Here is a 905-nt window from a genome sequence, read left to right on the forward strand (position 1 = left end):
ACGGGCCTGTCGCCCGGCGCCTCCGTCGGCGCCGGACTGCGCCCCGGGCGAGCCGAGCTGACCGGAGCGGTCACCCCGGCCGTCGGACGGCTGGTCCTGGGACGAGAGGTCGACGCTGGTCTGGTGGCCCGCGCCTCCCGCGGTCGTGGAGGCGGCCGTCGCGAGGTCGCGGCGCAGGTCGCCGAGGATCGCCCGCACGGCGTCACGGCCGGCGTCCGACGCGGCGAACATCTCGACGTGCGTGCCGTGCGCCGAGACGTGGGCCCGGACGGTGACCGGGCCCAGCGCCTCGGGGGCGACATCGACCGTGACGACGTGCACCCCGGGGCCCGCCGCGGCGAGCGTGAACAGGGGCCGGGAGAGCTGCGAGGTCAACGGCGCCGGCGGGGTGGCGACCGGCGACGGGGTCGCGGACGAGGAGGCGGCGGTCGCGGCGACGGGGAACGTCGCGCCGACCGCGGGGGCGGCGAACACGATCGGGTCGGTGGTCGCGGGTGCCGGGGTGGGTGCGGAGGTGGACGCCGCGGGCGTCGCCGTGGAGGCCGCGGGGGCGGAGGCTCCGGCCGGAGGCGCACCGGAGGGCGTGGCGGACGGCCCGGACGGCGCGGACGGTGCGCCGGTCGTCGCGCTCGACGGACCGGGCGTGCCGGGTAGCACGAGGGCGGCCGGCGTGAGGGCGCGGTCGACCGCTGCCGGGACGGGGGTGGGAGCGGGCGCCCGCATCGGCGATCCGTTCCGGGCCGAGTCGCCGACTGCGGCGACCGTGTCGGGACCGGCGGCCGACTCGGCGCGGACCGCACCACCCGGAGCGGACGGCGTCGGCTCGCCGGGTGCGACGGGCACACCCGCGCCGGCGGCCGCGGGGCTCGCCGCGGTGGCGGACGTGCCGGCGGGACCCGGGGCAG

The 905-nt window shown here is 80.8% G+C and carries 1 protein-coding gene; it reads right to left on the reverse strand.

The annotated features are described in order from the left end of the window. Nucleotides 1–905: flagellar hook-length control protein FliK (locus IFT36_RS16105; RefSeq protein WP_200413676.1), on the reverse strand; the 905-nt coding region annotated here is incomplete at both ends.

It is taken from the genome of Frigoribacterium sp. CFBP 13605 (assembly GCF_014839405.1).
Classification (GTDB): domain Bacteria; phylum Actinomycetota; class Actinomycetes; order Actinomycetales; family Microbacteriaceae; genus Frigoribacterium.